At 60.7% G+C, this 23,852-nt stretch carries 21 protein-coding genes; 7 read left to right on the top strand and 14 right to left on the bottom strand.

What is annotated here, in order from left to right:
- Position 1: 1 nt before the first annotated feature.
- The 3 genes from HB680_RS10625 to tadA all read left to right on the top strand — a co-directional run bounded on the left by HB680_RS10625 (position 2) and on the right by tadA (position 2,592).
- Positions 2–301: a PTS transporter subunit EIIB gene (locus HB680_RS10625; protein ID WP_213938420.1), complete on the top strand. Its 300-nt coding sequence runs from the start codon at positions 2–4 to the stop codon at positions 299–301.
- Between the two features lie 417 nt (positions 302–718).
- Positions 719–2,095: a multicopper oxidase family protein gene (locus HB680_RS10620; RefSeq protein ID WP_213938419.1), complete on the top strand. Its 1,377-nt coding sequence runs from the start codon at positions 719–721 to the stop codon at positions 2,093–2,095.
- The gene (tadA, locus tag HB680_RS10615; protein WP_213938418.1) at positions 2,095–2,592 is read left to right on the top strand and encodes a tRNA adenosine(34) deaminase TadA; all 498 of its coding nucleotides are present in this window, start codon (positions 2,095–2,097) and stop codon (positions 2,590–2,592) included. The genes HB680_RS10620 and tadA overlap by 1 nt, the downstream gene beginning before the upstream one ends.
- A gap of 267 nt (positions 2,593–2,859) precedes the next feature.
- Here the strand turns inward: tadA and cmoB are convergent, their stop codons facing one another.
- The 12 genes from cmoB to HB680_RS10555 all read right to left on the bottom strand — a co-directional run bounded on the left by cmoB (position 2,860) and on the right by HB680_RS10555 (position 18,497).
- Entirely contained in the window at positions 2,860–3,816 is a 957-nt protein-coding gene (gene cmoB, locus HB680_RS10610) for a tRNA 5-methoxyuridine(34)/uridine 5-oxyacetic acid(34) synthase CmoB (protein ID WP_213938417.1), read from the bottom strand.
- Positions 3,813–4,592 carry a carboxy-S-adenosyl-L-methionine synthase CmoA gene (cmoA, locus tag HB680_RS10605; RefSeq protein ID WP_193560118.1) on the bottom strand — a complete coding sequence of 260 codons (780 nt, stop codon included), beginning with the start codon at positions 4,590–4,592 and terminating at the stop codon, positions 3,813–3,815. Before cmoA ends, cmoB begins: the two co-directional genes overlap by 4 nt.
- A gap of 130 nt (positions 4,593–4,722) precedes the next feature.
- Positions 4,723–5,364 carry a lysoplasmalogenase family protein gene (locus HB680_RS10600; RefSeq protein ID WP_213938416.1) on the bottom strand — a complete coding sequence of 214 codons (642 nt, stop codon included), beginning with the start codon at positions 5,362–5,364 and terminating at the stop codon, positions 4,723–4,725.
- A 2-nt stretch (positions 5,365–5,366) separates the two neighbouring features.
- Positions 5,367–5,759 carry a protease inhibitor I42 family protein gene (locus tag HB680_RS10595; protein ID WP_213938415.1) on the bottom strand — a complete coding sequence of 131 codons (393 nt, stop codon included), beginning with the start codon at positions 5,757–5,759 and terminating at the stop codon, positions 5,367–5,369.
- A gap of 206 nt (positions 5,760–5,965) precedes the next feature.
- Positions 5,966–8,383 (bottom strand): endopeptidase La, encoded by a 2,418-nt coding sequence (gene lon / locus HB680_RS10590; protein WP_218627629.1) that lies wholly within the window; start codon positions 8,381–8,383, stop codon positions 5,966–5,968.
- 315 nt (positions 8,384–8,698) lie between these two features.
- A complete protein-coding gene (locus tag HB680_RS10585) occupies positions 8,699–11,110 on the bottom strand; it encodes a glucose/quinate/shikimate family membrane-bound PQQ-dependent dehydrogenase (protein WP_213938414.1) in 2,412 nt (803 codons plus the stop codon).
- 251 nt (positions 11,111–11,361) lie between these two features.
- Positions 11,362–12,750: a carbohydrate porin gene (locus tag HB680_RS10580; RefSeq protein WP_213938413.1), complete on the bottom strand. Its 1,389-nt coding sequence runs from the start codon at positions 12,748–12,750 to the stop codon at positions 11,362–11,364.
- A gap of 318 nt (positions 12,751–13,068) precedes the next feature.
- Positions 13,069–14,307: a serine hydroxymethyltransferase gene (gene glyA, locus HB680_RS10575; protein WP_213938412.1), complete on the bottom strand. Its 1,239-nt coding sequence runs from the start codon at positions 14,305–14,307 to the stop codon at positions 13,069–13,071.
- A gap of 10 nt (positions 14,308–14,317) precedes the next feature.
- A complete protein-coding gene (thrC, locus tag HB680_RS10570) occupies positions 14,318–15,571 on the bottom strand; it encodes a threonine synthase (protein ID WP_213938411.1) in 1,254 nt (417 codons plus the stop codon).
- Between the two features lie 89 nt (positions 15,572–15,660).
- Positions 15,661–16,092, bottom strand: a complete 432-nt coding sequence (locus tag HB680_RS10565; protein WP_213938410.1) for a Rid family detoxifying hydrolase — start codon at positions 16,090–16,092, stop codon at positions 15,661–15,663.
- Positions 16,093–16,122: 30 nt separating this feature from the next.
- Positions 16,123–17,295, bottom strand: coding sequence for an FAD-dependent oxidoreductase (locus HB680_RS10560; protein ID WP_213938409.1), 1,173 nt, complete (start codon positions 17,293–17,295; stop codon positions 16,123–16,125).
- Positions 17,292–18,497 carry a benzoate/H(+) symporter BenE family transporter gene (locus HB680_RS10555; protein ID WP_213938408.1) on the bottom strand — a complete coding sequence of 402 codons (1,206 nt, stop codon included), beginning with the start codon at positions 18,495–18,497 and terminating at the stop codon, positions 17,292–17,294. Before HB680_RS10555 ends, HB680_RS10560 begins: the two co-directional genes overlap by 4 nt.
- Before the next feature lie 349 nt (positions 18,498–18,846).
- Between HB680_RS10555 and HB680_RS10550 the strand changes: the two genes are divergently transcribed.
- From HB680_RS10550 to HB680_RS10540, 3 genes are all read left to right on the top strand, one after another.
- Positions 18,847–20,235 (top strand): PLP-dependent aminotransferase family protein, encoded by a 1,389-nt coding sequence (locus tag HB680_RS10550; RefSeq protein WP_213938407.1) that lies wholly within the window; start codon positions 18,847–18,849, stop codon positions 20,233–20,235.
- Positions 20,236–20,447: 212 nt separating this feature from the next.
- Complete coding sequence (locus HB680_RS10545) at positions 20,448–20,678, top strand: VF530 family protein (RefSeq protein ID WP_007944895.1); 231 nt, start codon at positions 20,448–20,450, stop codon at positions 20,676–20,678.
- 2 nt (positions 20,679–20,680) lie between these two features.
- Positions 20,681–21,325, top strand: coding sequence for a Pr6Pr family membrane protein (locus HB680_RS10540; protein WP_213938406.1), 645 nt, complete (start codon positions 20,681–20,683; stop codon positions 21,323–21,325).
- A 121-nt stretch (positions 21,326–21,446) separates the two neighbouring features.
- On the opposite strand, the gene HB680_RS10535 is transcribed toward HB680_RS10540, so the two are convergent.
- Both HB680_RS10535 and HB680_RS10530 read right to left on the bottom strand, forming a co-directional pair.
- Entirely contained in the window at positions 21,447–22,235 is a 789-nt protein-coding gene (locus tag HB680_RS10535; RefSeq protein ID WP_213938405.1) for a siderophore-interacting protein, read from the bottom strand.
- Positions 22,232–22,804 (bottom strand): PadR family transcriptional regulator, encoded by a 573-nt coding sequence (locus HB680_RS10530; RefSeq protein ID WP_213938404.1) that lies wholly within the window; start codon positions 22,802–22,804, stop codon positions 22,232–22,234. The genes HB680_RS10535 and HB680_RS10530 overlap by 4 nt, the downstream gene beginning before the upstream one ends.
- A gap of 509 nt (positions 22,805–23,313) precedes the next feature.
- On the opposite strand from HB680_RS10530, the gene HB680_RS10525 reads away from it, so the two are divergent.
- The gene (locus HB680_RS10525) at positions 23,314–23,799 is read left to right on the top strand and encodes a CS1 type fimbrial major subunit (RefSeq protein WP_213938403.1); all 486 of its coding nucleotides are present in this window, start codon (positions 23,314–23,316) and stop codon (positions 23,797–23,799) included.
- Positions 23,800–23,852 lie beyond the last annotated feature (53 nt).

Here is a 23,852-nt window from a genome sequence, read left to right as displayed (position 1 = left end):
CATGTTCGAGAAAATGCAGCGGGCGTTCTGGAAAGCGTTGACGCCGGATTTGGTGGTGGATGAGCCGAAAGTCGTGGCGCAGGTGGTTTCGGGGTTGGCGCCGGAGGTTGTGGCCGCGCTGGGTGGGGTGGATAACCTCAAGTCCCAGCAGCCCGTGGCGCTGACCCGGGTGCGGGTGGAGTTGCGGGATGTGGCGCGGATGGATCCGCAGGCGTTGAATTTGGCTGGTGTGCCGGGCTTCATGAAGCTGGACGATGGGGTGGTGCATTTGTTGATGGGATTGGTGGTCACTGGGCGTTAGGTGACGAGGATCAAGAGCCACCCCTCACCCTAACCCTCTCCCCAAAGGGGCGAGGGGACTGATCGGGTTGTTCTTTCGAGCTACATCGACTTGAGATATCGAGCCGAACTCAGGTGCTGAACAGCATGAAAATCGACTCCCTTTCCCTTCTCCCCAAAGGGGCGAGGGGACTGATCGAGTTGTTCTTTCGAGCGACATCGACCTGAGATATCGAGCCGAACTCAGGTGCTGAACAGCATGAAAATCGGCTCCCTTTCCCCCTCTCCCCTTTGGGGAGAGGGCTGGGGTGAGGGGTGGCCCTTGCAGGCGCCTGCGGCCATCCGCCGCCCCGCCCTTACTGTTTCTCAACCGCAGGTGTATCGTATTCGCCTTTTGCGGGCCTCAGGCCTGTCGCTGATACGTGAGGTAGTTGAGTTCATGTCCTTTACCCGTCGACAAATACTCGGTGGTCTGGCCGGTCTTGTGGTGGTTGGCGTGGGGGCCGGTGGCGCGTCGCGTTACTGGCTGGGCAAGATGGCCGACGCTGACGCGGGCCACGACTATGAGCTGATCGCGGCACCGCTGGACGTCGAACTGGTCGCCGGGCACAAGACCGAAGCCTGGGCGTTCGGTCTGTCGGCGCCGGGCACCGAGTTGCGGGTGCGACAGGGCGAATGGTTGCGGGTGCGCTTCATCAATCACCTGCCGGTCGCGACCACCATTCACTGGCACGGCATCCGCCTGCCGCTGGAAATGGACGGCGTGCCCTACGTCTCGCAGCTTCCCGTGCTGCCGGGCGAATACTTCGACTATAAATTCCGCGTGCCGGACGCCGGCAGCTACTGGTATCACCCCCACGTGAACAGCAGCGAAGAACTCGGCCGTGGCCTGGTCGGCCCGCTGATCATCGAAGAGCGCGAGCCCACCGGTTTCAAGTACGAAAAAACCCTGAGCCTCAAGAGCTGGCACGTCGATGAAGCGGGCGCGTTCGTCGCGTTCAGCATTCCCCGTGAAGCGGCTCGTGGCGGTACGGCCGGGCGCCTGTCGACGATCAACGGCGTGGCACAAGCGGTGATCGAATTGCCTGCCGGGCAAATCACCCGTGTGCGTTTGCTCAACCTCGACAACACCTTGACCTATCGCCTCAACATCCCGGGCGTTGAAGCGCAGATCTACGCGCTGGACGGCAACCCCATCGAACCGCGCCCATTGGGCAAGGAATACTGGCTCGGCCCCGGCATGCGCATCTGTCTGGCGATCAAGGCCCCGCCGGCCGGTGAAGAGCTATCCTTGCGCAACGGCCCGGTGCGCGTGGGCACGTTCCGCTCGGTGGCCAACAGCGACGCGCCGACCCAGTGGCCGCCCGCGCTGCCCGCCAACCCGGTGGCCGAGCCGGACCTGGCCAATGCCGAGAAACTCAACTTCAATTTCGAATGGGTGGGCTCGGTGTCGGTCAACGTCGACAACGGCAAGCCGCCGAGCCTGTGGCAGATCAACGGCAAGGCCTGGGACATCACCGACAAGACCTGCGCCGACCGCCCGATTGCCAAGCTTGAGAAGGGCAAAAGCTACATTTTCGAATTGAAGAACATGACTCAGTATCAACACCCGATTCACCTGCATGGCATGAGTTTCAAGGTGATTGCCTCGAACCGGCACAAGGTCATCCCGTACTTCACCGACACCTACCTGTTGGGCAAAAACGAGCGCGCGCAAGTGGCGCTGGTGGCGGATAACCCGGGGATCTGGATGTTCCACTGCCATGTGATCGATCACATGGAAACCGGCCTGATGGCCGCTATCGAGGTGGCGTGATGCGTCAGATTCGTCCCGCCGCGATCATCGACCGCAGCCGCGACCGCGACTTCATGCGCGAAGCCCTGACCCTTGCCGCTAAAGGCGCGGCCCTGGGCGAAGTGCCGGTGGGCGCGGTGCTGGTGCAGGACGGGGAAATCATCGGTCGCGGCTTCAATTGCCCGATCAGCGGCCACGACCCCAGCGCCCACGCCGAAATGGTCGCGATCCGCGCCGCCGCCCTGGCCGCCAGCAACTATCGCCTGCCCGGCAGCACCCTCTACGTGACCCTGGAGCCGTGCAGCATGTGCGCCGGCCTGATCGTGCATTCGCGCATTGCGAGGGTGGTGTACGGCGCCCTGGAGCCCAAGGCCGGGATTGTGCAGAGTCAGGGGGCGTTTTTTACCCAGGGTTTCTTGAATCACCGGGTGTTGTTTGAAGGCGGGGTGTTGGCGGAGGAGTGTGGCGCGGTGCTGAGCGAGTTCTTCAAGGCCCGAAGAGCCAAGCCCACAGAGTAAACACCGATCAAAAATGTGGGAGCGGGCTTGCTCGCGAATGCAGTGTGTCAGTCACATCTATGCTGAATGACACACTGCATTCGCGAGCAAGCCCGCTCCCACAGGGGATTGGCGTCGAGCGCAAAATCGGCAGCCACTCTAAACAATTGTGGGAGCGAGCTTGCTCGCGATGGCGGCCTTACATTCAACATTGATGTTGGAAGTTAGGGCCTCATCGCGAGCAAGCTCGCTCCCACAGGGATCTTCGTTGGTTTGGAGATCGAGGGTTTATTTGCGAGCGACGATCACCGCCCGCATCGGCGCCGGCAGCCCTTCAACCGTTTTGCTGTGATCTTCCGGGTCGAGGAAGTCACTCAACGACTGGTACTTCATCCACTCCGTCCCGCGCTGTTCCTCGACGGTGGTCACGTTCACATCCACACAGCGCACATCCGTGAACCCGGCCCGGCGCAGCCACAGCTCCAGCGCCGGTACCGACGGCAGGAACCACACGTTGCGCATCTGCGCATAACGGTCTTCGGGCACCAACACTTGCTGCTGATCACCTTCGATTACCAGCGTCTCCAGCACCAGTTCGCCGCCCTTGACCAGGCAATCCTTCAGCGCCAGCAAATGCTCGATCGGCGAGCGACGGTGGTAGAACACGCCCATGGAAAACACGGTGTCGAAGCCTTCCATGTTCGGCGGCAGGTCTTCGAACGGGAACGGCAGGTGCCAGGCATTCGGTTCGGACAGGTAACGCTGCACGGCCTGGAACTGGCAGAAGAACAGCCAGTTCGGATCGACGCCGATCACACTGTCGGCACCGGCGCCGAGCATGCGCCACATGTAATAGCCATTGCCGCAGCCGACATCGAGGATGCGTTTGCCCTTCAAGTCGAGGTGCGGCGCCACCCGCGACCATTTCCAATCCGAGCGCCATTCGGTATCGACGTGCACGCCGAACAGATCGAACGGCCCCTTGCGCCACGGCGACAGGCCCATCAGCGCGGTACGCATCTGCGCACGGGTTTCATCGTCGCAGTCGGTGTCCAGGGTCAGGCCATTGAGCAGATCGACGATACTTGGCTGGATCTTCGGCAAGGCGTCCAGCGCACTTTGCCAGCGCTCCAGGTCGCCGTGACCTTTTTCCATTTTTTTGTCGAGTTGCGCTTGCAGGGTGTTGGCCCATTCGGCCAGCGGGGTGCCGGCCAAACGGCGGGCGAGGGGGGACAGATCAATCATGGCAAGGCAATCAACGAGGCAAAGTTAAGACACTGGAACCACGGCACGACTTTCGAGAACCCGGCGGCCAACAGGCGTTCGCGGTGTTCTTCGAGGCTGTCGGGCTTCATGACGTTTTCGATGGCGCTGCGCTTCTGGGCAATTTCCAGTTCGCTGTAGCCGTTGGCGCGTTTGAACGCGACGTGCAGGTCGGTGAGCAACGCGTGTTCTTCCAGATCGTTGAAACGCAGCTTCTCCGACAGAATCAGCGCGCCACCGGGCAACAGCGATTGACGGATGCGCGAGAGCAATGCGGTGCGCTGCTCCGGGGCGATGAATTGCAGGGTGAAGTTCAGCGCCACCACCGAGGCTGGCTGGAACTCGAGGGCGAGGATGTCGCCTTCGATCACTTCCACCGGCAGCAACTCCTGGAACATCGAGTCCTGACCGTTGAGGTATTCGCGGCAGCGCTCGACCATCGCCGCCGAGTTATCCACAGCGATCACGCGGCAACCGTCGGTGCGCACGTGACGGCGCAGGGCCTGGGTCACGGCGCCCAGAGACGAGCCGAGGTCGTAGAGCACGCTGTTGGGCTGGGCAAACTGCGCAGCGAGCACGCCAAGGTTTTCAACGATAGTCGGATAACCCGGCACCGAGCGCTTGATCATGTCCGGGAACACCCGCACCACGTCCTCGTTAAAGGCGAAGTCAGGCACCTGGGCCAAAGGCTGGGCGAAAAGGCGATCGGGTTCTTTGCTCACGGCGGTTCCAGCGGCGTAGGTGGAAAAGGCCGGCATTTTAGCCAAATTGACGGGGGGATGCGCGGGTTGTCTGATAAACCGTAAATCAAAAGATCGCAGCCTTCGGCAGCGCCTACTTTGGAATGCGATCTCCTGTAGGAGCTGCCGAAGGCTGCGATCTTTTCTCTTAGGCTAAACGCGGTTCCGGGCCGAACGCCGACGCCGTAATCCCCCATTGCCCCACCCAATAACTGAGGATGATCACGTAAGGCGCCGCCTCGAACGGCATCACAAACCGACTAATCCCGATCACGCTGTCAGAAAACACAAACGCCACCGCACCCGCCGCCGCCAGCAGCGCCGAGCGCTTGGGCACATCGCTGCCGAGCCGGGCCAGCGCCCGCCAGAGCATCGCGCTGATCGCCACGCCATACACAATCACTGGCACCAGCAACGGCCCCAGTCCGTGGGAAATCAGAATCCCCAACAGTGCCGCGCCCACCACAACGGCCAAAACCAACGGCAACAACGCCAACCGCCGACAATCGCTCAAGTACGCTTTCAGGTACGCCAGATGCGCGACCAAAAAAGCCCCCAGGCCAAACACAAACAAATCCCCTGGCCACGCCAACAGCACGTCGCCGAGCAGGGAAAAAATCAGACCCAGACTGATCCAGCGCCGATATTCCGTGGGCGGCGCGTCGTGCAGCCAGCCAAGCAGGGCCAATACGGGCAGCGGTTTGACCAGCAGGCAGAGCAGCGCGGCATGCACGCTCAGGCCATACAGAAAAGTCACCGCGCCCATCAGCGCCAGGATCAGCCAGCCCACGATCAGTTAACCGAAATCGCGCAATCGAAGGTTTTCACCGCCGGGACTTCCGGCGCCCACGGTTGCGAGTAGGTCAGGCGCAAACGGCCGGTGCCGGTGGCGAAAGACTGGAAACGCCAGGTGGAAATCCCGGCACTGCCGACGATCCCGGCATCTTCCGGATTGCTATAGACCTCGGGGCTTAACGCACGCAATACGCCGCCAGCGGAGTCCTGGATTGCCCAGCGATAACCCGTGGTCGGGTTGCTCGGCAGGGTCAGGATCAGGTTTTGCCCGTTGCTCAGCCTGGCCGGGCATTCGCTTTGTTTTTCCACGGTCACGTTATGTTTCGGCTGCGTCGAGCAGGCGGCCAGCAGGACGAGGGCGAGGGGGACTAACAGGCGGGTGGGGGACATAAGGTCAGTGGCTCCGGCATTCACGACGAACGGCGAGCATAACTGAAGATGAGACAAAGTGTGACAGTCGGGCCTTTCAGGTGGCCGTTGGATATGTGTTGTGAGTGATGGCCCCTTCGCGAGCAAGCCCGCTCCCACAGGGGAGTGCATTTCAATGTGGGAGCGGGCTTGCTCGCGAAAGCGGTGGTCCAGGCATTACCTACCTATCAGAACAATATCTTCGCCACATCCGCAAAGCGCTTGGCGAAATGCACGGTGATCCCTTCTTTCAGGTACTCCGGCAATTCATCAAAGCTGCCGCGATTCGGCTCCGGCAGGATCAATTCGAAAATCTTCTGCCTACGCGCCGCGATCACCTTCTCGCGCACCCCGCCAATCGGCAGCACATGCCCGGTCAACGTCAGTTCACCGGTCATGGCGATGCCTTTTTTCGGCGCCTGGTTGCGGGCGAGGGAAAGCAGGGCGCTGGCCATGGTCACGCCGGCGCTCGGGCCGTCCTTCGGGGTCGCGCCTTCCGGCACGTGGAGGTGGACGAAGGCTTCGTCGAAGAACTTCGGATCACCGCCAAACGACTTCAGATTGGAGCTGACGTAGCTGTAGGCGATTTCCGCCGACTCTTTCATCACATCGCCCAATTGCCCGGTGAGTTTGAAGCCACGGTTGAGCGTGTGAATCCGCGTCGCTTCGATCGGCAGGGTCGCGCCGCCCATGCTGGTCCAGGCCAGCCCGGTGATCACGCCGGTACCGGACAGCACTTGCTCGTTGCGGAACACCGGATGGCCGAGTGAGGCTTCGAGGTCTTTGGGTCCGATCTTGATCACCGCTTTCGGCTCGTCGATCAACTTGACCACGGCTTTGCGCACCAGTTTGCCCAGTTCTTTTTCCAAGTGGCGCACCCCGGCTTCACGGGCATATCCGTCGATCAAAGCTTTCAACGCGCTGTCGCTGATACTCAGGCTGCCTTTGGACACGCCGGCCTTTTCCAGCTGTTTCGGCCACAGGTGACGCTTGGCGATGGCGATTTTTTCTTCGGTGATGTAACCCGACAGGCGAATCACTTCCATCCGGTCCAGCAACGGGCCGGGGATCGAGTCCAGGGTGTTGGCGGTGCAGACGAACAGCACTTTCGACAGGTCCAGGCGCAGGTCCAGGTAATGATCGAGGAATTCGACGTTCTGTTCCGGGTCGAGGGTTTCCAGCAGCGCCGAGGCCGGATCGCCCTGGTAGCTCTGGCCCATCTTGTCGATCTCGTCGAGCATGATCACCGGGTTCATCACTTCGACGTCTTTCAACGCCTGCACCAGTTTGCCCGGCTGTGCGCCGATGTACGTGCGGCGATGGCCCTTGATCTCGGCCTCGTCGCGCATGCCGCCGAGGCTGAAGCGGTAGAACGGCCGGCCCAGGGATTCGGCGATGGATTTGCCGACACTGGTCTTACCCACGCCCGGCGGACCGACCAGCAACACGATGGAGCCGCTGATCTCGCCTTTATAGGCACCGACCGCGAGGAATTCGAGGATGCGGTCCTTGATGTCGTCGAGGCCGGCGTGGTGTTTGTCCAGTACCTTGCGCGCGTGCTTGAGGTCGAGTTTGTCCTCGCCATACACGCCCCACGGCACTGAGGTCGCCCAGTCGAGGTAGTTGCGGGTGACCGCGTACTCCGGCGAACCGGTCTCGAGGATCGACAGCTTGTTCATTTCCTCTTCGATGCGTTTCTGCGCCTGGGGCGGCAGCACTTTGCCTTCCAGACGTTGCTCGAACTGTTCGATGTCAGCGCTGCGATCATCCTTGGTCAGCCCCAGTTCCTGCTGGATGACCTTGAGCTGTTCCTTGAGAAAGAACTCGCGCTGGTGCTCGCCGATCTTGCGGTTCACTTCGGCGGAGATTTCTTTCTGCAGGCGCGCGACTTCGACTTCCTTGCGCAGCATCGGCAGGACTTTTTCCATGCGCTTGAGCATCGGCACGCAGTCGAGCACTTCTTGCAGCTCGCCACCGGTAGCGGATGTCAGGGCGGCGGCGAAGTCGGTCAGCGGCGATGGATCGTTGGGGCTGAAGCGGTTGAGGTAGTTCTTCAGTTCTTCGCTGTACAGCGGGTTGAGCGGCAGCAGTTCCTTGATCGCGTTGATCAGCGCCATGCCGTAGGCCTTGACCTCGTCGGTCGGCTCGGTGGGCTGGTGCGGGTATTCGACTTCCACCAGGTACGGCGGGCGATGGTGTTTGAGCCAGGTTTTGATTCGGACCCGGGTCAGGCCCTGAGCGACGAACTGCAGTTTGCCGTTTTCACGACTGGCGTGGTGCACCTTGACCAGCGTGCCGTACTCCGGCAACGCAGCGGTATCGAAATGGCGCGGATCTTCCTGGGGCGTGTCCATGTAGAACAGGGCCAGGGAGTGGTGATCGGATTTGCTGACCAGGTCCAGTGTTTCGGCCCACGGTTCTTCATTGACGATGACCGGCAGCACTTGGGCCGGGAAGAACGGGCGATTGTGGATCGGGATGATGTAAACCTTGTCCGGCAGGTTCTGGCCAGGCAGGGCGAGGCCTTTGCCGGTGGAATGGTGTTCGATGTGGTCTGTTTCGGCGTATTCGCTCGGGTCTTCAGGGAATTCTTGCTGGTCGCTCATGGGGCACCTGCGCAATGGGGTATGGGTCTTAGATGGGGCAGGTGGCGGGTGGTTTCAATGGCAGGGGATATTTCAGGGTGTGTGTTCAGGGTTTTGACAGGTCATTGCCGCAATGACACTGATTTCCTGTGGGAGCGGGCTTGCTCGCGAAAGCGGTGGGTCAGTCAGCATCACAGTCGAATGTGAAATCGCATTCGCGAGCAAGCCCGCTCCCACAGGGGATCAACGGTGTATTGAAGATTGCGTTCATTTCGCAGCCACAAAAAAAGGCGACCCCCTCACAGGCGTCGCCTTTCGTTTAACCGCCGCTAAACCTTACTCGGACAGTTTGTACGCCATCACATAATCACCTTGCTTGGTGCCCAGCGAACCGTGACCGCCGGCAACAACGAGCACGTATTGCTTGCCGTCCTTGCCGGTGTAGGTCATCGGCGTGGTTTGCGCGCCGGCTGGCAGGCGGCCTTCCCACAGTTGCTTGCCGTTTTTCACGTCATAGGCACGCAGGTATTGGTCAAGGGTGCCGCTCAGGAAGGCGACGCCACCGGCCGTGGTGAACGTGCCGCCCAGGCTTGGAACGCCCATGCTCAACGGGATCGGAACCGGCGAGCTGTCGCGCACGGTGCCGTTTTTGTGTTTCCAGATGACTTTGCTGGTGGTCAGGTCGACCGCTGTCACGTAACCCCAGGCCGGTGCCTGGCATGGCAGGCCCATTGGCGACAGCAGCGGTTCCAGCACCACGCCGTACGGCGCGCCTTTGTTCGGCTGCACGCCTTCGGTTTCGCTTTTACGCGGACCTTGAGCGGCGATTTCGGCGGCCGGGATCAGTTTCGATTTGAACGCCATGTAGTCCGGGTTCATGAAAGCGATCTGGCGTACCGGGTCAACCGAGATACCACCCCAGTCGAACACCCCGAAGTTGCCGGGATAGACGATCGAACCTTGCAGCGATGGCGGCGTGAACGGGCCGTCGTAGCGCAGGGATTTGAAGTCGATCCGGCAAACCAGTTGGTCGAACGGGGTAACGCCCCACATGTCGCGTTCTTTCAACGGCGGCGGCATGAGGTTGAGGTCGGATTTCGGTTGCGTTGGCGACGTGTGATCACCGGCGACAGCGCCTTGCGGCACCGGCACTTCGTTGATCGGCACAAGCGCTTTGCCGGTGCGGCGATCCAGCACGTAGATGCTGCCTTGCTTGGTGGACGCCAGTACCGCTGGCTTCACGCCGTCAGCGGTTTTCAGGTCCATCAGGGTTGGCTGGCCGCCAACGTCCATGTCCCACAGGTCATGGTGCGTGAACTGGAAGTGCCACTTCACATGCCCGGTGTTGATGTCCAGGGCAGTCAGGCCAGCGGCGTGCAGTTCCGATTCAGGGGTACGCGCGCCACCGAACTGGTCCGGGGTCTGGTTGCCCATCGGCAGGTAAAGCATGCCGAGTTTTTCGTCGACCGCGAACATGGACCACATGTTCGGCGAGTTGCGGGTGTAGGTTTTGCCTTCGGCAATCGGCGTGGTGTCGTCCGGGTTACCGCTGTCCCAGTTCCACACCAGTTTGCCGGTGTGCACGTCGAACGCGCGGATTACGCCGCTTGGCTCGTCGGTGGAAACGTTGTCGGTCACGTGGCCGCCAATCACCACCAGGTCTTTGGTGACCGCTGGAGGCGAAGTGGAGTAGTAACCGCCGGCGGTGAAGCTGCCGATGTTGGCGCGCAGGTCAATCTGGCCTTTGTCGCCGAAGTCTTCGCACATCTTGCCGGTGTCGGCGTTCAGGGCGATCAGACGGGTGTCGGCGGTCGGTAGGAAGATCCGGCGTGGGCACGCGTTGCTGGCCGCAGCCGGGCTGGCGCTGCCGGTCGGGCTCTGCTCGGAGGCGTACACGGCGTCATCGTGATACGACACGCCACGGCAGGTCATGTGCGCCCAACCCTTGAAGTTCGCCGCGTTCTGCGTGGAGAGCTTCGGATCGAAACGCCAGATTTCCTTGCCGGTGTCCGGGTCCAGGGCAATCACCTGGCTGTGCGGCGTGCACACATAGAGCATGCCATTGACTTTCAGCGGGGTGTTTTCAGCGGTGGTTTCGCCCGGATCGTTAGGACCAGGGATGTCGCCAGTGCGGAAGGTCCAGGCCGGAACCAGCTTGTGCGCGTTTTGCGGGGTGATCTGCGCCAGTGGCGAGTAGCGATCACCGTGGGCGCTGCGGCCGTAGGAGTTCCAGTCACCGTCCGGCATCGCCGGGGCGGTGTTGGTCATGCCCGGCACGCTGTCGCGGTCCAGTTGACCCTTGGTTTCACCGGGGCTGGTGAATTGGCTGGCCAGTGCAGCGGCGCCCGCCAGGACAACCGCGACGCTCAGCGCGCCCGTGCCCATCGGCGCAGGGCCGGTGCGCAACAGCGGACGGCGGAACCACGGCAGCAACATGACGATGCCCAGCGCAAACAACATCGCCAGACGCGGCACCAGTTGCCACCAGTCGAGACCGACTTCCCACAATGCCCAGACGGTGCTGGCGAACAGCACCAGTGCGTACAGGCCCAGCGCGGCGCGGCGGGCGGCAATCAGCAGCACGCCGGTCAGCGCCAGGCCGATACCGGCCAGCAGGTAATACAGCGAGCCGCCGAGCATGCTCAGCTTGATCCCCCCGGCCAGCATGGCCAGGCCCATTAGCAGAAGCAGGATACCGAGCAGGCTCGGCAGTAGACGGCTTCGACTCAAAGCACCATCAGTGCTCATAGTGTGGTTCTCCGTGACGTTTTAAGTAGTCCCGCGCAAGTTCACTGTAGATGACGATCTGGCGCGGGCATGGTTCAGATATAAAAGTGAAACTTGTCAGAGCGTGTTCAGCAGAGGTAATCCCTTGTGGGAGCGGGCTTGCTCGCGAAGGCGGCTTAACATTCAGCATTGATGTCGACTGACATACCGCCTTCGCGAGCAAGCCCGCTCCCACAGAGGGTTGTTGTGCCCCATAAGGTTTGTGTTGTGGGTTAGAAGGATGAGATGACTTTGATCCCGCCAATCAGCGCGTCATCGACCTTGTCCACGCCACCGGGATGACGGATGTATTGCAGGTTCGGGCGCACGGTCAGCCAATTCGTGACGTGCACGCCGTAATAGAGCTCTGCGCTGTATTCGGTGTCTTGCGGCGGCAGGAACGATGGATCGTCGTAGTCGTAGACGGCGCGAGCCTGGTTGGTCGCCTCGGCATTCTTGCGATAGGCCGGGTTGACGTGGACGTGGACGCGGGCCAGGGCAAAGCCGATATCGTCCTTGGCGCGGGCATTGAACAGGCCTTTGTAGACGACGCCGGCCTGGACATAGTTGTCGATGGCGTTGGTCTTCTTGTCGTGCATTGTGCCGTTGGCGAACACGCTCAAACCCCGTGAGTTATCGCTGGCGCGGCTGGTGATCTGCTGCTGCACACCGAGCCACACGCCGTGCTTGCTTGATGCGCTACGGTACGCCTCGCCACTCAGGGCGGCGGGTTGACCATTGCTGTCCTTATAGGCGTCGGTGGCCTTGGCGTTGCTGTAGTAATAACCGGCGCGGTACTCGCCCGGCAGGCCATTCAGTTTCGGCGTCCACACCAGTTCAATCGGCAAAATCGCGCCCTGGGTGCCGCTGCCGCTGAGCTTGAAGCCATTGCCGCGATCGAGGTTCGACGGGTTCTGCTCATAAGCGCCGACCTGCGCATACAACTCCGGCGTCAGGTGATATTTAACCCGCATCGCCCACTGACTGACCGGCCAGTTGTACCAGATGCCACCGACCCAGTTGCCGACTTGCGAGCCGCAGAACGCCAGGTTCTGGAAGTCGCAGGGGAAGCTATTGAAATCCTCGCCTTCGCCAAAGCGGCCGACCTTGATGTCGAGCTTCTGGTCGAAGAATTTCTGCTGATACCACATCTGCGTCAGGCGCCAGGTCTGGCCACGGCCCCAGACTTCTTGGGCCGAAGTAAAACCGCCGACCCGGGGATCGTTGATCCGGTCGTTGCTGATGTTGTTGCCGTTGCGTTCGGTGATGGTCAGTTGAAATTCGGCGGCGTCCCAACCGAGGATCTTCTGCAAATCCAGGTGCGTGCCGAGGCCGAACTGATCGCTGTAGCGCGCGGTGCGGTCGTGGTCATAGCCGCCGTGCAGGTTGCTGCCCATTTCGCCGGTGTAATCGACGTTGAAGTCGTAACCTTTTTCCGCCAGTTCGGTGCGCGTGCCGTTCCAGTCGCCGAGCATCCACGTTGAGTCGCTATCGAATGCCGGGGCCGCGTGAACGCAGGTAGCGAGACCGAAAGCGCTGAGGCCGCCGATCAGGTTCAGGGCTTTTCGGTGGGCCACAGGGGCGGAGACAGCGCTGTCTCGCGGAGTTGGAAAGTCGGGCATAAAGTAGAAATTCTTGATCTTTTTCTGGGGATGAACTGAACGCGACGAGATGGAACGGGCAGTGAAGCGTTTCAGCTGAAGAGCGGCAGGATAATGATCTGTTACAAAGAGAGAAAGCGCTTTTACTGACATGCAGCGTTTCGGATTTGGTAACAGTCGTCTGCGACCCGTTGCCACAGGGGGAAAAGCGGGACCGTGTGTGAGCGGGCTTGCTCGCGAAGGCGGTGTGTCAGCCAACATCTATGTCGACTGAAATGCCGCTTTCGCGAGCAAGCTCGCTCCCACCAGGGTTGGGGGTGTCCGGCTATTTTTTGGTGATCAGCTCAACAGGTACACCGGAAAACATTCACACAAGTGCATCACCCGGCGCCGGGTGTTATCCAGCAGCGCGGCGTTGTTCGGCTGCGCCAGCAAATCGGCGATCAGGTTCGCCACTTCGGCGCATTCCGCTTCACCGAAACCCCGGGTCGTCAGTGCCGGTGTGCCAATGCGGATGCCGCTGGTGATCGCCGGTTTCTGCGGGTCATCGGGGATCGCGTTCTTGTTCAGGGTGATGTGGGCGCTTTCCAGCAGCGCTTCGGTGTCTTTGCCGGTGATGTTCATCGAACGCAAATCAAGCAGGAACATATGGCAGTCGGTGCCGCCGGACACCACCCGCAACCCGCGCCGGGTCAGAACGTTCGCCATGGTCCGGGCGTTGTTGATCACCCGTTGCTGGTAATGCTTGAAGCCATCGCTCAAGGCTTCATTGAAGGCCACGGCTTTCGCCGCGATCACGTGCATCAGCGGCCCGCCCTGGTAAACCGGGAAAATCGTTTTATCGAGCAGCGCCGCGTATTGCGCCTTGGCCAGGATCAAGCCACCGCGCGGCCCGCGCAGGGTCTTGTGGGTGGTGGAGGTGATGAAGTCGGCGATGCCCACCGGCGATGGGTAAACGCCTGCGGCGATCAGCCCGGCGTAGTGCGCCATGTCGACCATCAGGTACGCGCCGATTTCATCGCAGATGTTGCGAAAGCGCTGGAAATCGATGGTCCGCGAATACGCCGAGGCCCCGGCAATGATCATCTTCGGTCGATGTTGCCGGGCCAGGGCTTCCATCTCGGCGTAGTCGAGGGTTTCGCTGTCCTTTTCCAGCCCGTAGGCAAACGCCTGGTAGAACTTGCCGGAAAAATTCACCGAGGCGCCGTGGGTCAGGTGGCCGCCGTGGGCCAGGGACATGCCCAGGATCGTGTCGCCGGGTTCGAGCACGGCCAGAAACACCGCTTGATTGGCCTGTGATCCGGAGTGGGGTTGGACATTGACGTATTCGCAGTTGAACAGTTTGCGCGCGCGTTCGATGGCCAGATTCTCGATCTCGTCGACGACCTTGCAGCCACCGTAGTAACGCTTGCCCGGATAGCCCTCGGCGTATTTGTTGGTGAGCACCGAGCCCTGGGCCTGGAGCACTTCTTCGCTGACATAGTTTTCTGAAGCGATCAGTTCCAGGTGGGTCTCCTGGCGATTGCGTTCGCGGTCGATCAGGCGGGCAACGGCGGGATCGAAATTTTGCAGGCTCATGGTGAGTTCCTCAGGTAAGCGCTTCGGCCAGCGGTGCAGATACGGGGTGCGGCGGCACCCGGGACTGGCCTCTGGTCGAGTCGGATAGAAAAATGGAGGTGTCTTTCAAACCGCTGCCAGTGATCAGGATCACGGCGGTTTGCGGGGTGTCGGGGTGGGCTTCGGCGTACTTGAGCAGGCCGGCGAAGGCACTGGCGGCGCCGGCTTCGGGGAACACCCCGGTGCTGGCGGCCAACCGGGACGCGGCGGCGACGATGCTCGCATCACTGACGCAGATGAATTCACCGTGGCTGGCGGTGACGGCGCGCATGGCTTTGAGGCGGTCACGGGGCAACGCCACGTTGATGCTGCTGGCCAGGCTGGTGGGGGCGATGCGTTCGATGTGCTGCATCGGCCGCTCGCTACGCCAGGCCCGGTACATGAAATTGCTGTGTTCGGCCTGCACGCCGATCAGCCGCGGGATACGCTCGATCCAGCCCAGTTGCAGCAGGTCGAAAAAACCCTTGTAGACCGAGCCCAGAATGCAACCGTTGCCCACCGGCACGAACACCAGGTCGGGCACCTGCCAATTGAGTTGTTCGCACATCTCGAAGGCCACGGTTTTCTTGCCTTCGCTCATGTAGGAATTGATCCCGGTGGTGCGGTTGTACCAGCCGTGGGTTTCGCAGGCGTTGAGGCATTGCTCGAAGGCTTCGTCGTATTGCCCGTCCACCAGCACGATCTCCGCACCGTAGCCTTGCATCTGCGCGAGCTTTTCCCGAGGCGCGCTCTTGGGCAGGTAAATCACGTTGTGCAGGCCCAGGCTGGCGCTCATGCCGGCCAGGGCCGATGCGGCGTTGCCGGTGCTGGCCACGGCCACGGTGCTTGCACCGGACTGCAAGGCGTGGGCCACCGCCAGGGCGCTGGCGCGGTCCTTCAACGACCCGGTGGGTTGGCGGGATTCATCCTTGATAAAGACTTTGATCCGCGCGCCCTTGCCCAGCAGCTCAGGGCGCGAATACAGCGGTGTGTTACCCACCAGCAACGGCGGAATAAACTGCGACGAACTCAACGGCATCAGCCGGTCATAGCGCCACATGCCCCGGGCGTGATCGTGGGCCAGGCTGTCCCTGGACCATTCGCGCTTGAGCGTCGGGTAGTCGTAAAGCGCATCGAGCGCACCATCGATCTTGCAATGAGGGCAGTAATAGCTGACCTCATGCGGCTGGTAGCTGCGCTCACAAACCAGGCACTGCAACACATACTCTCTGTACGAATTCTTCATGGCCATCCCCTGAAAGTATGCTGTGCTGGTGCTTCCCTGCCGACGTCGGTCCGCCTGGACCGACGGGCACTTCACTGACAGAAGACGGTTCAGACCACCATGATTGCGTCGATGGCCACCAGGGTATTGCGCGCCAGCGCGCTGGCGCCGGCGGTAGTGCGGGCCGGGTAGGGCTTGGTGAAATACTCTTCCATCACGCGGTTGAGGGTCGGGAACTCGCTCAGGTCCGTGATGAACGCCGTGACCTTGACCACGTTCGCCAGGGTGCCGCCGGCCGCTTCAGCCATTTGCTGCAAGTTGTCCAGGGTCTGGCGCAACTGGCCTTCGAAGTCCTGGGCCAGCACTTCATTGTTCAGCGCCGAGACCGGGGTCTGCGCCGACAGGTAGATGGTTTGCCCATGGCTGACCTTGATGCCTTGGGAATACGTGCCCAGAGGCAGCGGCGCCTTGTCGGTGAAAATAACGTTTTCGTCGCCCAGGAAAGGTTGGGCTGCGGGCTGGAGTTGAGCGTTGGTTTGCATGGTGACGTTCCTTGTTAAGTGGGTGGGGGGTTAATGCAAATCGGCAACCTGTTTGACGGCCAGGCTGGAAAACTCCGCGTCGCGGCAACGGGTCGGGGAAAAATGCTGGTAGTTGAGCTGCAGCGCCGCCAGGTCCGCCGGCAGCGCGATACCCAATGCCGCGTGGCTGCATAACCTGGCGATGGCGGGCGCGGCCTGAATGCCGTAGCCACCCAAGGCGGCGAGCCAGATAAAGCTCTCTTGTTGTGGGTCCTGGCCGAGCACCGGGGAGCGGTCGGCGACGAAGGTGCGCAGGCCTGCCCATTTATTGATGATCGAGCGCGGGCGCAGGCGCGTGGTGCTTTGCAGGCGATCCATGGTGATCGCCAGGTCGAGCTCTTCCGGCAGTGCATCGCAGGGCAGCGACGGGCTTTCATCGCAGGGCGAAACGATCAGCCGCCCGGCTTCCGGCTTGATGAAAATGTCTTCGTCGACGGTGCCCAGGTACGGCGTGTGGTGTACGTCGCATTGCGGATCCACCGCCAGCACCGTGCGGCGCAGCGGTCGCACGCCAACCTTGGGCACGCCGCAGCGCTCGGCGAACTCATCGGCCCAGGCGCCGGCGGCATTCACCACGATGGCCGCCTCCAGCCGCTGGCCGTCCCGGGTGTGCAAGGCCCAGTGCCCGGCGCGGTGCTCACCGCGCAGCACTTCGGCCTCACGTTTGATCACACCGCCGCGAGCCCGCAGGCCGCCGAGGTAGGCGCCGTGAATGCCATGCACATCCAGATCGAAAGCGCTGGGCTCGTAGATCCCGGCGCTCCAGGCGCCCTCAGCCAGGTACGGCACCAGTTCCAACACCTGTTTGGCGTCGAGGAATTGCGCGGTCGGTACTTGCTCCAGCACGGCGGTGAAACGCGCGGCCAGTTTGTCCATCCGTGCCGCCTGGGCCACGATCAATGCGCCCCGTGGCGACCACAGCGGATGCTCGGCCAGGCCTTCGGGCGGGTTTTCGAAAAAAGCCCGGGACGCGCAGGTCAGCGAACGGATCTGCTGGTTGCCGTAGCTTTCCATCGAGATCGCCGCCGAACGCCCGGTGGTGTGGTAGGCCAGTTGCTGCTCCTGTTCGAGCAGGCACACGCTGCCATGGGCCGCCAGTTCATAGGCCGCAGACACACCGGCGATGCCGCCACCCACCACAATAAAGTCGTAACGAGCAGTCATGGTCGGCTGCCCTCGGCGATAGCCACGGTTTTGCTTTCCCGGGTCCAGGTCAGCACGAAGTGCGCGACGAGGCCGAAAATCAGGCCCCAGAACGCCGCCGCCAAACCGAGGAAACTCATGCCCGATGCGGTCACCAGGAAGGTGATCAGCGCGGCTTCCCGTTGTTTCTCATCGGCCATGGCGCCAGTCAGCCCGGCACTGATTGCACCGAACAGGGCCAGGCCGGCGAGGGAGGCAATCAACTCTTTGGGCAGGGCGGAAAACACCGAGGCCAGGGTCGCGCCGAAAGTGCCCATCAGGATGTAGAACACGCCACAGGCGATCCCGGCGATGTAGCGTTTGTCACGGTCTTCGTGGGCTTCGCGGCCGGTGCAGATCGCGGCGGTAATCGCTGCCAGGTTAAAGCCGTGGGAGCCAAATGGTGCCATCAGGATCGAGCCAATCGCCGTCACGGAAATGATCGAGCGCGCCGGGGTGTTGTAGCCCGAGGTGCGCAGCACCGCCATGCCCGGCACGTATTGACCGGTCAGGGTCACCAGGGCCAGGGGCAGGCCAATGTTGATGATTGCGTGCCAGCTCCACTCGGGAGCAATGAAGATCGGGTGTGCGACGTCGATGGTGATCGAGGCGCTGTTCAACGTGCCGAACGAGGCGGCCACGGCGCAGCCGACAATCAGCACCGACAGAATCGCGTAGCGCGGTGAAAAGCGTTTGAAGATCAGGTAGGCGGCAATCATCGACAGCACCATCGCCGGTTGCAGCTTGATCGAGGTGAACAGTTCGGCGCCGAAGCGGAACAGGATGCCGGCGAGCATGGCGGCGGCGATGGCCTTGGGCAGGCGACTCATCAGTTTGTCGAACGCCCCGGACAACCCGACGATGGCGATGATCACCGACGCCACCACATAGGCGCCGATGGCCTGGGGCAGGGTGACGGTGGGCAGCATCGACACCAGCAACGCCGCGCCCGGCGTCGACCACGCGGTGATCACCGGAATCCGCAGGCGCCAGCTCAGGAACAGGCCGGTAATCCCGCTGCCGATGGAAATCGCCCAGATCCACGACGACACCACGTCGTTGGGCAGGTGCGCTTCCCTGGCTGCCTGAAACACGATGATCAACGGGCCGGCGTAGGAAATGATCACCGCGATAAAACCGGCGATGACCGCTGACAGGGATAGATCCTTTCTGAGTGTGTCCATGATGTCTCGACTTGGCGCGGCAGGGCCGCGCAGTGATCAGGGGGAGATTGAGTCGATTGCTTCGATTCGAGATGAGTGTATTTGAATGAATTGAGTTGATTCAATAGACGGCGGGGTTGTTACGAGATGTTTTTTTGCTATCAAGGCCTGTTTTTTGGCTATTTGAAAGTTAAATAATTGATTTATAAGATAAATAATTCTTTTAAAAATATATCGTTAACACGATGCGTATCGATTTAATCGCTGCATCAATCGACTCAATTTATAGGTTGAGTCGATTTATTAGTTGCCTAACCTCCATGTGATATGCTCGGATATTCATCATTTCTACGATGGGCAGTGATCATTCATGTGGGTTCCCCAGCTAAGCGAGTTCAGCCAGCCGATGTATTTGTCGATTGCCGATGCGTTGGCGCGCGATATCAGCAACGGCGTGTTGAACGAAGGTGATCGCCTGCCGACCCTGCGGGAGTTGGCCACCACCCTGAATGTCACGCCGGGCACCATCAGCCGGGCCTATAGCGAAGCCCATCGCCGGCGCCTGGTGCAGGGTGAAGTGGGACGCGGCACTTATGTGCTCAACCAGAAGCAGCTGGAACTGCCAGCCAGCAACAGCGCCGCTCCGCTGAATCTGGGGCAGTCCGAATTGCTCGACCTATCGATCATCAAGCCTTACAGCGAAACCCTGGAATACTGGCTGCGCGGCGCATTGGTCGGCATGGCCAAGAGCACCGATTTCGCCCGCGCCCTCGATTACGCACCGGACGGTGGGCACCCGGCGCATCGCGAGGCCGGTGCCCAGTGGCTGCGGCATTCGCTGCCCGACGCACAATGGCAGCAAGTGGTGATCACCGCCGGCGCCCAGCATGGCTTGATGGTGGCGATGAGCGCCCTGACCAACGCCGGGGACCTGGTGCTGTGCGAGGCGCTTTGCTACCCCGGCATCATTTCCGTGGCCCATGGCCTGGAGCGTCGCTTGCGCGGCGTGCCGATGGACGACGAAGGGATCATTCCCGAAGCGTTGCGCGAGCTCTGCTTGCGAGAGAAACCGGCGATGCTGGTGTGCGTGGCGACGTGCCAGAACCCGACGGCGGCGATCATGTCGCAAAAACGCCGGGCGCAAATCGCCGCATTGGCCGAAGAGTTCGACTTCCTCATCCTCGACGATGACATTTATGGTTTTCTCGCGACCGATCCATCGATCAAACCGCTGTCGGCGTTTGCTCCGGATCGTTCGGTATACCTGACCAGCCTGTCGAAGTCGGTCATGCCGGCGCTGCGGATCGGCTATATCTACAGCCCGCCGAAACTGCTGTCGCGCCTGACCTCAATGGTGCGCAGCAGCGTCTGGATGCCGTCGCCGCTGACCGCGCAACTCGCCAGCAATGTGATCACTGAAGGCCTGGACAAAAAGCTGATCCGTATCCAGCGCAACGAAGCCGCCGGGCGACAAGCCATCGCCCAGGAAATCTTTGCCAACTTCGAACTCAAGACCCAGCCGTACTCCTACCACGTCTGGCTGACCTTGCCCGAGCCATGGACCAGCGACGAGTTCACCATGCTGGCCCGGGCCAACGGTGTGCTGGTGCTCAGTGGCACCCAGTTCCAGGCCGAGCGAAGCGGAATCACCCGTTGCGTGCGGCTGGTGTTGATGTCGCCCACCAGCCAGGACGAACTGCGCTTTGCCCTGACCAAACTGGCCAGCCTGATCGATTCCGACCCGCGTCGGTATTACTGAGTCCCCGATCGCGGTTTTTGTAGGAGCCAAGCTTGCTGGCGAAAGCGGTATGTCAGTCGACATTGAGGTTGCCTGACACGCCGCCTTCGCCAGCAAGCTTGGCTCCTACATAAAGCGGTTGTTGACCTACAGTTAACTGAGCGCTTCCACCCAACGAAACCCTCGGCTAAGGTGCGCGGCTTCTTCATTCTTTCTTCGCGCAAAGGCCCGGCATGACCGAACAGAACAACAACCCGCTGCACGGCGTGACCCTGGAACAGATCCTCAACGCCCTGGTTGAACATTACGAGTGGTCGGGGCTGGCCGAGCGTATCGATATCCGCTGTTTCAAGAGTGACCCGAGCATCAAGTCGAGCCTGACGTTTCTGCGCAAAACCCCGTGGGCGCGGGAGAAGGTCGAACGTCTGTACGTGAAGTTGATGCGCACCAAGCGTCCGGTCTGAACATGCTGATTTCATCTGCCGCGAAGCGTCGTTGTATCACCGTGGCGGCGGTGCTGGGTTGGGCAGGTTTGACTGTTCAGATGTACCTGATCCTCGGCACACGCTGGGAGATCGGCGCCAGCCTGCTCGGTGGGTTGGTGAGTTTCTTCAGCTTCTTCACCGTACTGACCAATACCCTGGTGGCCGTGGTGCTGACCTGTGAGCTGACAGCGCGGGAGTCGGCGGCGAAACGCTGGTTTCTGCGGCCATCGGTCAGCAGCGGGATTGCCGTGAGCATCGCCGTGGTCGCGCTCGCCTACAGCCTGTTATTGCGCCATCTGTGGCACCCCGAAGGTTGGCAGTTGCTCGCCGATGAGTTACTGCACGACATCATGCCGCTGCTGTTTCTGATTTATTGGTGGTGTTGCGTGCCCAAAGGGACGTTGCGCTTGTGGCACATCCCGTTGTGGGTGGTTTATCCACTGGTGTATTTCGCCTATGCGTTGTTGCGCGGGCATCTGCTGGGGGCTTACCCGTATCCGTTCATTGATGCGGGCACGCTGGGTTATCCACAGGTGTTTATCAATGCTGGGGGGATATTGGTGGGGTTTGTCGGGATAGCGTTGTTGGTGTTGGGATTGGATCGGTGGCGAAAGCCGATTTCGTAAACGCCAAAAATCAAATGTGGGAGCGGGCTTGCTCGCGAATGCGGTGTGTCATTCAGCATTGATGTAACTGAAACACCGCATTCGCGAGCAAGCCCGCTCCCACAAGGATTATCGTCGGATGTTATTCCTCGTCAGAGTCATCCAGCCGCCAGTACCCCACCGCTTTGACGAACTGTTCATCCAGCCCATGTTCATCCAGCAGCACCCGGCGGATCTGCCGCGACATTTTGGTTTCCGTCGCCACCCACGCATACAAATTGCCGCTCGGCACTTGCAGTTGTTTCACGGTGTTCAGCAGGTTGTTCTTGCCGCCGTCGCGCAACACCCAGATCACATTGACCTGCGCGGCGCTGTCCAGCTTCTGTTGTTCACCACCATTTTCCACCTCGATGACCACCAGCGCGCGGCGATTGGCCGCCAGGCCTTCGAGGCGTCGGGCGATGGCGGGCAGGGCGGTTTCGTCGCCGATCAGCAGGTAGCTGTCGAAGATATCCGGCACGATCATCGAACCCCGTGGCCCGCCGATGTGCAGGAACTGCCCGGGCTTGGCCTGCTCGGCCCAGGTCGAGGCAGGGCCGTCGCCGTGCAGGACGAAATCGATGTCCAGCTCCAGTGTGTCCAGATCGTAGCGGCGCGGCGTGTAGTCACGCATCGCCGGCAGCGGCTGATCGGTTTTGCCGGCACCGAGCACCAGGGTTTCCAGCGCCGCCGTTTCCGCCGCGTTCTGCGGGAACAGCAGTTTGACGTGGTCGTCCGTGCCGAGGCTGACAAAGCCTGCCAACTCCGGCCCGCCGAGGGTAATCCGGCGCATGCGCGGGGTCAGGTCGACCACCCGCAACACTTCCAGGCGACGGCGTTTGATTTCGTGCATGACGCGGTGAATGGTCTGGTTTTCAAAAACGACATTCATTCGGCGTTCTCCTGGGCTGCTTGAACGGCGGGGCCGTCGACGATGGCTTTGGCGGTGTTGTTGAGCAGGTTGGCGACGCGCAGGATTTCTTCCGGGCTCCAGCGTCCGTGATGCAGTTGCAGCGCATGACGCAGGTTGTGCACCGCTTCGTGGATTTCGGCCGGGCGATCATGACCGCGCAGCGAGCGTTTGCTGACGTCGATGCGCATCCGCACGCCTTCCAGGGCAATCGCCTGGTCGCTCAGGGACTGACGCCCGGCGTCGGTCACGCTGTAACGCTTTTTCCCGCCCTCGGCATCGCCCAGGATCATTTCGCTTTCTTCAAGAAAGGTCAGGGTCGGGTAGATCACCCCTGGGCTGGGGCTGTAGGCGCCGTCGAACATGCCTTCGATCTGGCGGATCAAGTCGTAGCCGTGGCATGGTTGTTCGGCGATCAGCGCCAGCAACAGCAGTTTCAAATCGCCGGGTGCGAACACCCGTGGGCCACGTCCACCGCGTTCGCGGCCAGGGCGTTTCTCGAAGCCGTCGCGGCCGTCACCGTGTTCGCGGTGGGAATGATGGTCTCTCATTTTTGCTTTCTCTTGTCGTGTTTAGATACAACTTAAGATATATCTTTAGTCGAAAGCAAGACGTTTTTCCCACACGCTTTCTCACGACCGACGGACGGCGCGGCTCATCTGGCGCCGCCGTTCACCGCGACTGCAACCCTGTTATTGCCAATCTGGAAATAACTGGAAAGTTAAAGTTATAACTCTATTAGTTGTCGGGCCTATAGTCTAAAGGGACTTCGCTCTTCTCTTCTAAGTTGAAATGGGCTGTATGGTTTTTTTGATAAAACTGTATGTAGTCCGCTGCTGACAGTTGCTCAGCGATAATTCGTGTTTTCGCACTTTTTTCTGTCTTGTTCTAGAGGCGTTTAACTACATGTTCATCGGAAGTTACTTGCTTACTTTCCAGAGACATTGGCCGATCATTTGCCGGCGTTGAAAGTTCAACCCGCGTCGCCAAAACAGGTAGCTGGCCGGCGTCGATTGAACTTGCAATGAATCCTTTATTTTGAAAAGACAGGTACTGACTGATGTTCAAGAAAATGACTTTCGCGGCCCCTCTGGCACTGCTGGCACTGACTTCTTCCATGGCATTTGCCGCCGGTGAAGCCAAGCACTCCATTAGCCTCGTTGCCCACGTGCCAACCAACGGGTTCTACGTCGTACCTGTTGATCCAGACCTGGTCGCCAAAGACCAACGCATGGACTTCCAACCGACCACTGGCCAAATGGCTGAGGTCAACGGGTTCTTTGATATGCGCAACAACAACGGTTCGGTACACGCCAGTTTCGTCACACCACCGAAGTTGTTATCCGGTGCCAGCACCATTGACTTGAAAGTCGAAATCAATGGCCTGGAACTGACCACCACTCCGCAGATGGTTGCCGGTGAAACAGAGTCCAACGTGAACTATCGTGCGCCGTTGCGTATCAGCGCCAAGGGCACCACATTTGCACCGGGCGATTACACCGGTGACGTTGCACTGATATTCGATGCCGTACCACCGGTTATCTAAGTTCCCGTTAGCGTCAACCGAGGAGCCAACAACGTTGTTGGCTCCTCGGACTT

It is taken from the genome of Pseudomonas sp. dw_612 (genome assembly GCF_018449725.1).
GTDB lineage: Bacteria > Pseudomonadota > Gammaproteobacteria > Pseudomonadales > Pseudomonadaceae > Aquipseudomonas.
This window is presented reverse-complemented; position numbering and strand designations above follow the sequence as displayed.

Excerpts from the sequence above, each read along its gene's own strand:
- HB680_RS10625 (WP_213938420.1), top strand. The coding sequence starts at position 2 with ATGTTCGAGAAAATGCAGCGGGCGTTCTGGAAAGCGTTGACGCCGGAT.
- HB680_RS10620 (WP_213938419.1), top strand. The coding sequence starts at position 719 with ATGTCCTTTACCCGTCGACAAATACTCGGTGGTCTGGCCGGTCTTGTG.
- tadA (WP_213938418.1), top strand. The coding sequence starts at position 2,095 with ATGCGTCAGATTCGTCCCGCCGCGATCATCGACCGCAGCCGCGACCGC.
- cmoB (WP_213938417.1), bottom strand. The coding sequence starts at position 3,816 with ATGATTGATCTGTCCCCCCTCGCCCGCCGTTTGGCCGGCACCCCGCTG.
- cmoA (WP_193560118.1), bottom strand. The coding sequence starts at position 4,592 with ATGCCGGCCTTTTCCACCTACGCCGCTGGAACCGCCGTGAGCAAAGAA.
- HB680_RS10595 (WP_213938415.1), bottom strand. The coding sequence starts at position 5,759 with ATGTCCCCCACCCGCCTGTTAGTCCCCCTCGCCCTCGTCCTGCTGGCC.
- lon (WP_218627629.1), bottom strand. The coding sequence starts at position 8,383 with ATGAGCGACCAGCAAGAATTCCCTGAAGACCCGAGCGAATACGCCGAA.
- HB680_RS10585 (WP_213938414.1), bottom strand. The coding sequence starts at position 11,110 with ATGAGCACTGATGGTGCTTTGAGTCGAAGCCGTCTACTGCCGAGCCTG.
- HB680_RS10580 (WP_213938413.1), bottom strand. The coding sequence starts at position 12,750 with ATGCCCGACTTTCCAACTCCGCGAGACAGCGCTGTCTCCGCCCCTGTG.
- glyA (WP_213938412.1), bottom strand. The coding sequence starts at position 14,307 with ATGAGCCTGCAAAATTTCGATCCCGCCGTTGCCCGCCTGATCGACCGC.
- thrC (WP_213938411.1), bottom strand. The coding sequence starts at position 15,571 with ATGAAGAATTCGTACAGAGAGTATGTGTTGCAGTGCCTGGTTTGTGAG.
- HB680_RS10565 (WP_213938410.1), bottom strand. The coding sequence starts at position 16,092 with ATGCAAACCAACGCTCAACTCCAGCCCGCAGCCCAACCTTTCCTGGGC.
- HB680_RS10560 (WP_213938409.1), bottom strand. The coding sequence starts at position 17,295 with ATGACTGCTCGTTACGACTTTATTGTGGTGGGTGGCGGCATCGCCGGT.
- HB680_RS10555 (WP_213938408.1), bottom strand. The coding sequence starts at position 18,497 with ATGGACACACTCAGAAAGGATCTATCCCTGTCAGCGGTCATCGCCGGT.
- HB680_RS10550 (WP_213938407.1), top strand. The coding sequence starts at position 18,847 with ATGTGGGTTCCCCAGCTAAGCGAGTTCAGCCAGCCGATGTATTTGTCG.
- HB680_RS10545 (WP_007944895.1), top strand. The coding sequence starts at position 20,448 with ATGACCGAACAGAACAACAACCCGCTGCACGGCGTGACCCTGGAACAG.
- HB680_RS10540 (WP_213938406.1), top strand. The coding sequence starts at position 20,681 with ATGCTGATTTCATCTGCCGCGAAGCGTCGTTGTATCACCGTGGCGGCG.
- HB680_RS10535 (WP_213938405.1), bottom strand. The coding sequence starts at position 22,235 with ATGAATGTCGTTTTTGAAAACCAGACCATTCACCGCGTCATGCACGAA.
- HB680_RS10530 (WP_213938404.1), bottom strand. The coding sequence starts at position 22,804 with ATGAGAGACCATCATTCCCACCGCGAACACGGTGACGGCCGCGACGGC.
- HB680_RS10525 (WP_213938403.1), top strand. The coding sequence starts at position 23,314 with ATGTTCAAGAAAATGACTTTCGCGGCCCCTCTGGCACTGCTGGCACTG.